The 6,441-nt window shown below is 71.6% G+C and carries 5 protein-coding genes and 1 tRNA gene; 3 read left to right on the forward strand and 3 right to left on the reverse strand.

The genetic code is table 11. From position 1 onward, the window contains the following. Positions 1–97: 97 nt before the first annotated feature. Complete coding sequence (locus NYZ98_RS40970; protein WP_262850916.1) at positions 98–1,183, reverse strand: helix-turn-helix domain-containing protein; 1,086 nt, start codon at positions 1,181–1,183, stop codon at positions 98–100. Positions 1,184–1,282: 99 nt separating this feature from the next. Here NYZ98_RS40970 and NYZ98_RS40975 point away from each other — a divergent pair, with 99 nt between their 5' ends. Then, positions 1,283–2,506, forward strand: a complete 1,224-nt coding sequence (locus NYZ98_RS40975) for an MFS transporter (RefSeq protein ID WP_262850917.1) — start codon at positions 1,283–1,285, stop codon at positions 2,504–2,506. A gap of 196 nt (positions 2,507–2,702) precedes the next feature. On the opposite strand, the gene NYZ98_RS40980 is transcribed toward NYZ98_RS40975, so the two are convergent. Both NYZ98_RS40980 and NYZ98_RS40985 read right to left on the reverse strand, forming a co-directional pair. Next, entirely contained in the window at positions 2,703–3,659 is a 957-nt protein-coding gene (locus NYZ98_RS40980) for a cobalamin biosynthesis protein (protein ID WP_262850918.1), read from the reverse strand. Positions 3,660–3,811: 152 nt separating this feature from the next. After that, complete coding sequence (locus tag NYZ98_RS40985) at positions 3,812–4,549, reverse strand: phosphotransferase (protein ID WP_262850919.1); 738 nt, start codon at positions 4,547–4,549, stop codon at positions 3,812–3,814. Between the two features lie 192 nt (positions 4,550–4,741). Between NYZ98_RS40985 and NYZ98_RS40990 the strand changes: the two genes are divergently transcribed. Both NYZ98_RS40990 and NYZ98_RS40995 read left to right on the forward strand, forming a co-directional pair. Further along, positions 4,742–5,830 carry a Gfo/Idh/MocA family oxidoreductase gene (locus NYZ98_RS40990; protein ID WP_262850920.1) on the forward strand — a complete coding sequence of 363 codons (1,089 nt, stop codon included), beginning with the start codon at positions 4,742–4,744 and terminating at the stop codon, positions 5,828–5,830. Between the two features lie 336 nt (positions 5,831–6,166). After that, a tRNA-Arg gene (locus tag NYZ98_RS40995) sits at positions 6,167–6,240 on the forward strand. Positions 6,241–6,441: the final 201 nt, after the last annotated feature.

Here is a 6,441-nt window from a genome sequence, read left to right on the forward strand (position 1 = left end):
CACAACCGCCCTACCCGACCCCCCCTGCGGCCCTGCCGTCCCCCCGATCATCGTCGCGAAGGTGGCGGTCGCCCGCGTTATGGCGGACCGAAGCCACTCAGCGCAGTACGGCCGTCAGCAGGTCGGCGCCCAGCGCCGTCAGATCGGGCAGATTCACGGTGTAACGGACGTAACGGCCCTGCCGCCGGGCCGTGAGCAGGCCCGCGCGGCGCAGGACAGCGAGGTGGCGGGAGACCTCCGGGGCTGAGAGTTCCCAGGCGTTGGCCAGCTCACCGGTGGTGTGCGGGCCGCGGGCGAGGGTGCGCAGCAGCCGCAGCCGTACCGGATGCGCGAGTGCCTCCAGCCGTAGCGTGACCGTTTCCAGCGATACCGGCTCCGATGGACTCGGCTCGGCAACGGGGTACTGCACCACCGGCTGCCATCCGGGCGCGTGGACCGCCACCAGGTGCGGGCGGCCGAAGACGCTGGGGAGGAAGGTGACGCCGGTGCCGTGGGCGGTGGTCGAATTGTCCTGCAGCTTGTCCACGATGATGCGGTTGCCGTCCGGCGCCAGGGTGACGGCGCCGGAGACCGACGCGAGTGCCGCCTCGATGCCCTGGCGCTTCAGCAGGTCGTTCTTCAGGCGCAGGTCGGTGGCGAGTCGCACGGCGACACCCGTCCAGGCGGCGTCGAAGAAGGCCTCGGCGCACTGTTCGAGGGTGTGACGCACCCGCGCCCGCACGGCGGCCGGGTCGGCGAGCAGCCGTTCCGCGAAGGCCTCTTGGAGCGCGCCGCGCGCCTGGGCGAGGTCCAGGGCCCGCTCGCGCGCCGTCGCGTCGGCGAGCGGTGACGGCGCGCCGAAGTGGACCCGGTTGCTGCCGCACGTGGTGATGAGCGCGGCGCTCACATAGGTTTCGTCGTCGATCCGGTCCACGTCGTCCAGTTCCTCGGCGAGGGTGAGCCGGGGACGAGCGGGGACCAGGAAGTCGGCCCGTGAGGAACGCCAGAGGAACTCCGCCTCCCTGAGCCGCTCGGCCAGCTCCGGCCGCAGCCCGGCCCAGACGTCCCCGGCCCAGCCGGCGAGCTGCGGGTGATGCCCGGGTTCGGCCAGCACGTGCAGCATCGCGGTCAGCTCGGCGAGCGGGGAGGCAGCGAACCGCAGTCGCCCCGACGGCAGGCCGCTGATGTCGATCCTCAACGTCATGCCCTCATTCTCGCTGGTCGGATGGCCGGCGACCGCGTCGGTTGACGGTGTTCGTCAACCGACGCGGCAGACCCGGCGGCCGAACGCATCGTTGACGCCATGGCAACCATCACCAAGATCCAGCCGCGCGGCCTCGTCCGTGCCTCCGGAGGCCCCCGCTATGCCGTCGCCCTGGCCGTGGACGCGCTCGGCACCGGCATGCTGCGGCCCTTTCTGCTGCTCTACGGGGTGACCGTGCTGAGGCTGTCCGCGTCGGCCACCGGCATCGCCATGACGGCCGGCGCCGTCGTGGGTCTGGGGTGCATGCCCGCGGTGGGCCGATGGCTGGACCGGGGCGCACGCAGCACGGTCGTGGCGGCGTCGATGCTGGTGCGGGTGCTGGGCGTGGCGCTGCTGCTGGCCGCCCCGACGGGGCACGTCTGGCTGTTCGCGACGGCGGCGCTCTTCCTCGGCATCGGCAACCAGGCATGGCCGGCCGCCCACGCCGCTCTCGTGTCCACGGTCGCCCACGGCCGTGAACGCGACGCCGCCCTCGCGGGAGGCCGCGCCCTGCGCAACGCCGGCCTGGGCGTTGGTGCGCTCCTCGCCACCGCGTGCCTGGCGGGCGGCAGCACCGCATTGCAGGCGCTGGCGGCCGTCACCGGGTTCGCCTATCTCGCCGCGGCGGCCTTGGCGTGGTCGGTCCACGTGCACGCCCATCCGGTCGCCGCCGCGACCAAGGACAGGGCCGGCGGGCCCGCACCCCGGATGCGCGCGCTGCTGGCCGCCAACGTGATCTACGTCTTCTGCCTGAACCTCTTCGAGGTCGCGCTCCCCCTGGTCCTGGTGACACAGTTGCACGCCTCCCCGGTGTGGTCGGCGGCCATCTTCGTGGCCAACACGGTGCTGGTGGTCACCCTGCAGGTTCCGGTCACCGTCCTGCTGTCCCGCTTTCCCCGCCGGTCCGTGCTGGTTCTCGCCGGCGTGGTGCTCACCGCGTCCTACCTCGGCTTCCTCGCGGCCACCTCCCTGGGACACGGCTGGGGTGCCCCGGCCGTCGCCGCGGTGTCCGTGGTCTGCACCCTCGGCGAGATCATCTACGCGGGCAGCGCCACCGCGCTCGTCACCGCCCTCGCCCCGGCGCATCTCCTGGGACGCGCCCTGGCCCGCTTCCAGCTCTCCACAGGCTTCGGCCTCGCCGCCTCCCCGGCGATCATCACCGCTCTCGCGCCCCACGGCCCGGCCGCACTCTGGGGCGGCCTCGCCGCCGCGACGCTCCTCTCCACCTCCGCCGTCGCCACCGAGAAGGATGTCGAGGCAGGGTCAGCGGGACGTAGAGCATGATCGCGTGGGCGGGCGCCGAAGCTCTCGGCCCCTCGGTTGGGCATAGCGCGGAGCGGTAGATGTGACCCCACACGAAGAAACCCGCGTTACACACCGATTGCGGGAAAGCAGCCCCTGCGCGGCGGCCGTACCGGTGAGCGTCTCTGGGCGCTGGGCTAACCGCGGCGATGTCGCGTGTGCAGCTCTCGGCACTGGGCTAACCGCGGCGACGTCGCATGTGCAGGGCCCAAGCCCAGGCGGAGGCGGCGGCCAGCCCGGCGGCTGACAGGTTCACGGCCCGCGCCAGCCGTACAGATCGCGAAATGTCCCCCACGACCGGCCGCCGTCCGTCGCCGAGCTCAGGACGGTACTCAACCCGGCCGCCGTAATTGTTCCTGCCCCCCAGCCGCACCCCCAGCGCCCCCGCGAAGGCCGCCTCGCACCGTCCCGAGTTGGGGCTCGGATGCCGGTGGCCGTCCCGCCGCAGCATGGCCGCCGCCTCGCCGGCCGTCCCGCCGACGAGCGGCGCAAGCACGCAGGCCAGGACCCCGGTGACCCGGGCGGGAACATAGTTCGCCACATCGTCCAACCGGGCGGCGGCCCACCCGAACCTCTCGTACCGATCCGAACGGTGACCGACCATCGCGTCCAGCGTGTTGATCGCCCGGTAGGCCAGCAGCCCCGGCACCCCCGCCACCGCGCCCCAGGCCAGCGGGGCGACGACGGCGTCCGAGGTGTTCTCGGCGATCGACTCGACGGTCGCCCGGGCCAGCTCGTCCTCGGACAGGCCGGACGGGTCGCGCCCGCACAGATGCGGCAGCCTCGCACGCGCGGCGGCCAGATCGCCCGATTCCAGCGCCCCGGCCATGTAGGCGCCCTCCCGCCCGAGCGTCGTACCACCGAGCACCGCCCAGGTAGCCACCGCTGTCACCGCCACCCCGACCGGCCGCCACCGCCGCCCCAGCCGCTCGGCCGCCACCCCGAGCCCCAGTGCCCCGCCCACGCACACCCCCACGTGAACCACACCCCGCGCCCGAGTCCGCCCGTACAACCGCCGCTCAACGGCCCCAGCCGCCCGCCCGAACACCGCGACCGGATGGCCACTATTACGCGGATCTGCAAAAACCGCGTCCAAAGCCACCCCCGCGAGCAACCCGAGAGCCCGATCGCTCATCAAGGGGGCACGCCGGTACGGCCTCGTGGTACGCCGGGAACGGATTGCGACTGCGAACTTCTCGGTGCGTGTGATCTTTCGAACTCTCTGGACAAGGGGCCAGGCGGACGGGCCACCCGGTCACCGGCGGTTCAAACGGACAGGCGAGAACGCTAGCGGAGGTGGGCGTCCAGCTCGTCCCAGTGGGCGTCCAGCCAGGCGGCGGCCCTGCGGATACGTTCGCCCGCGCCGCCTTCCCACATGCGCGCCCACCCCCCGCCGTCCGTCACGGCCCGGGACCGCATCGCGACGTACGAGCGGTCGAACCGGAGCCTGCTCAGCTCCAGGATCCTGCGCCGGTCGCGCGCCGGGAGGCCGTACGCGTCGCAGAACAGCCGGAGCCGCGCGCCGACGTCGAGATGGCACTGCAGGGGGTCGCGGTCGATCGGGTCCGCGATCGGAGCCCAGTGGCGCAGGGCGGTCACGATGTCGAACAGCCGGGTCGTCGGGCGGGCCATGTCGAAGTCGATCAGCGCCCAGGGCTTCTTGCCCCGAAAAATCACGTTCTCCGGAGTGATATCGCAATGACCGACCAGCTCGGGGGCGGCGTCCTCCATGGACCCTTCCTCCCACACCGCGTCCGGCGGCGGCACGAAGCTCTCCGTGGCGTCATGGAACCGGCGGACCAGAGCGGCGAGGCCGGCGAGCGCCTCCTCGCCGACCGCGTACGGGTGGAGGGGGCGGATCGCGGCCTGGCCGGACACGTACGTCAGGATCTGCCTGCCCCGCTCGTCCACACCGAGCACGCGCGGCGCGCCGTCGAAGCCCACCGCCTCAAGGTGGCTGAGCAGTGCGTGCACGGCAGGGCTGGACGGGCGCATCGGGCGCCGAACGGTGTCACCGACGCGCACGACCCCCTCCGTCACATCACCCCCGCGAAGGGTGATTTCCGGCGAAGCAGTACTGACGAACATGACGTAAAACTTTAGTCCGCCCCCGACTCCCAGGCCACACACCCACGAGAAGCCCCACGCCGCTGGGGCCCAGGTAGGGGGTGCGGCCGCCGACGCCCCGATCCCGGCCTTTTCTGACATCATGTGATCATGAGAATCGGGACTCTCGGAGCAGCCCGGATCACCCCCTCCGCACTCATCAGGCCGGCCCGGGCCGTGGACGGTGTGCAGGTGACCGCCGTCGCCGCCCGGGACCCCTCACGCGCGGAGGCCTTCGCCGCCAAGCACGGCATCCCCGTGGTGCACACGAGCTACGAGGACCTGCTCGCCGACCCCACCCTCGACGCCGTCTACAACCCGCTGCCGAACGCGCTGCACGCAGAGTGGACGCTGCGCGCGCTCGAAGCCGGCAAGCACGTCCTGTGCGAGAAGCCCTTCACCTCCAACGCGGCCGAGGCCAGGACCGTCGCCGACGCCGCCGCGACTTCCGGCCTCGTCGTGATGGAGGCGTTCCACTACCGGTACCACCCGCTGATGGAACGCGCCCTGGAGATCGTGCGCACCGAGCTCGGTGAGGTACGGCACGTCGAGACCTGGATGTGCTTCCCGCTCCCCCGATTCTCCGACATCCGCTACTCGCTGAAACTCGGCGGCGGCTCCCTGATGGACGCGGGCTGCTACGCGGTCCACTGCCTGCGCACACTGGGCCCCGGCGAACCGTCCGTCCTCGCCGCGGCCGCCCTGCTGCGCTCCCCGGGGGTCGACCGGGCCATGGCCGCCGACCTCCGCTTCCCCACAGGCGCCACGGGCCGCGTCCACGCCTCGATGTGGTCGGGAGACCTGTTCAAGATCGCCGCCCGCGTCGAGGGCGACCGGGGCACCCTGCGCATCACCAACTACGCCGCCCCACAGCTCTTCAACCGCCTCACCGTCACCCTGCCCGGAATGCGCCGCACCATCACCGCGTCCGAAATGCGCCGCACCGTCACCGTATTCGGAATGCGCCGCCGCACCGTCACCGCGTCCGGAATGCGCCGCCGCACCGTCACCGCGTCCGGAATGCGCCGCCGCGAACGCGTCCCCGGCGAGCCCACGTACAACTACCAACTCCGCGCCTTCACCGCCGCCGTCCAGCACGGCACCCCAACGCTGACCCCACCCCAAGACTCGATCGCCAACATGACCGTGATCGACGCCATCTACCAAAAAGCCAACCTCCCCCTCCGCGGCACCCCCTGACCTCCCTCGCTACGGCAGCCCCGGCCGTCCGCCCCACTCTCCCCACGGTCGGTACGGTCGTCCGCCCCACTCTCCCCACGGTCGGTACGGTCGTCCATCCCACTCTCTCCACGGTCGGTACGGTCGTCCGCCCCACTCTCTCCACGGTGCGGTCGGGCCACTCGCGCGTAACCATCCCTCCGAGGCACCCCTGACCTCCCTCTCCCCTGCCACCACGCCCTGATCTCCCACCCCACCCCTACCGGGCCATAGACTCCCGTAGAGGGATCCCGCCGACCGCCCGCACCACCAAACCGGTGCACGCCCGCTCGACGGATCATGCACAATTATGCGAGAGCGCCCTTAGCTCAGCCGGATAGAGCATCGGACTTCTAATCCGACGGTCGCAGGTTCGAATCCTGCAGGGCGCGCCCTCTAGGCCCGGCCATCTAGCCTCCGACCTGGTCTTTTACGTTGATCGGCGATCATGGCCACCCGCAGCCAGGGTCACGTCCAGCGAAGTGGTGTATGAGTTGACCTTCGTGTGATCCTGTTCTGCAGGTTAAGCGGTGAGTGTCTGCGGGATGGGGGTCTGCTGCGGTGTGTCGCCCATAATGAGGTGCATCCGGGTC

It is taken from the genome of Sphaerisporangium corydalis (genome assembly GCF_025506355.1).
In the GTDB taxonomy this organism is placed as follows: domain Bacteria; phylum Actinomycetota; class Actinomycetes; order Streptosporangiales; family Streptosporangiaceae; genus Sphaerisporangium; species Sphaerisporangium corydalis.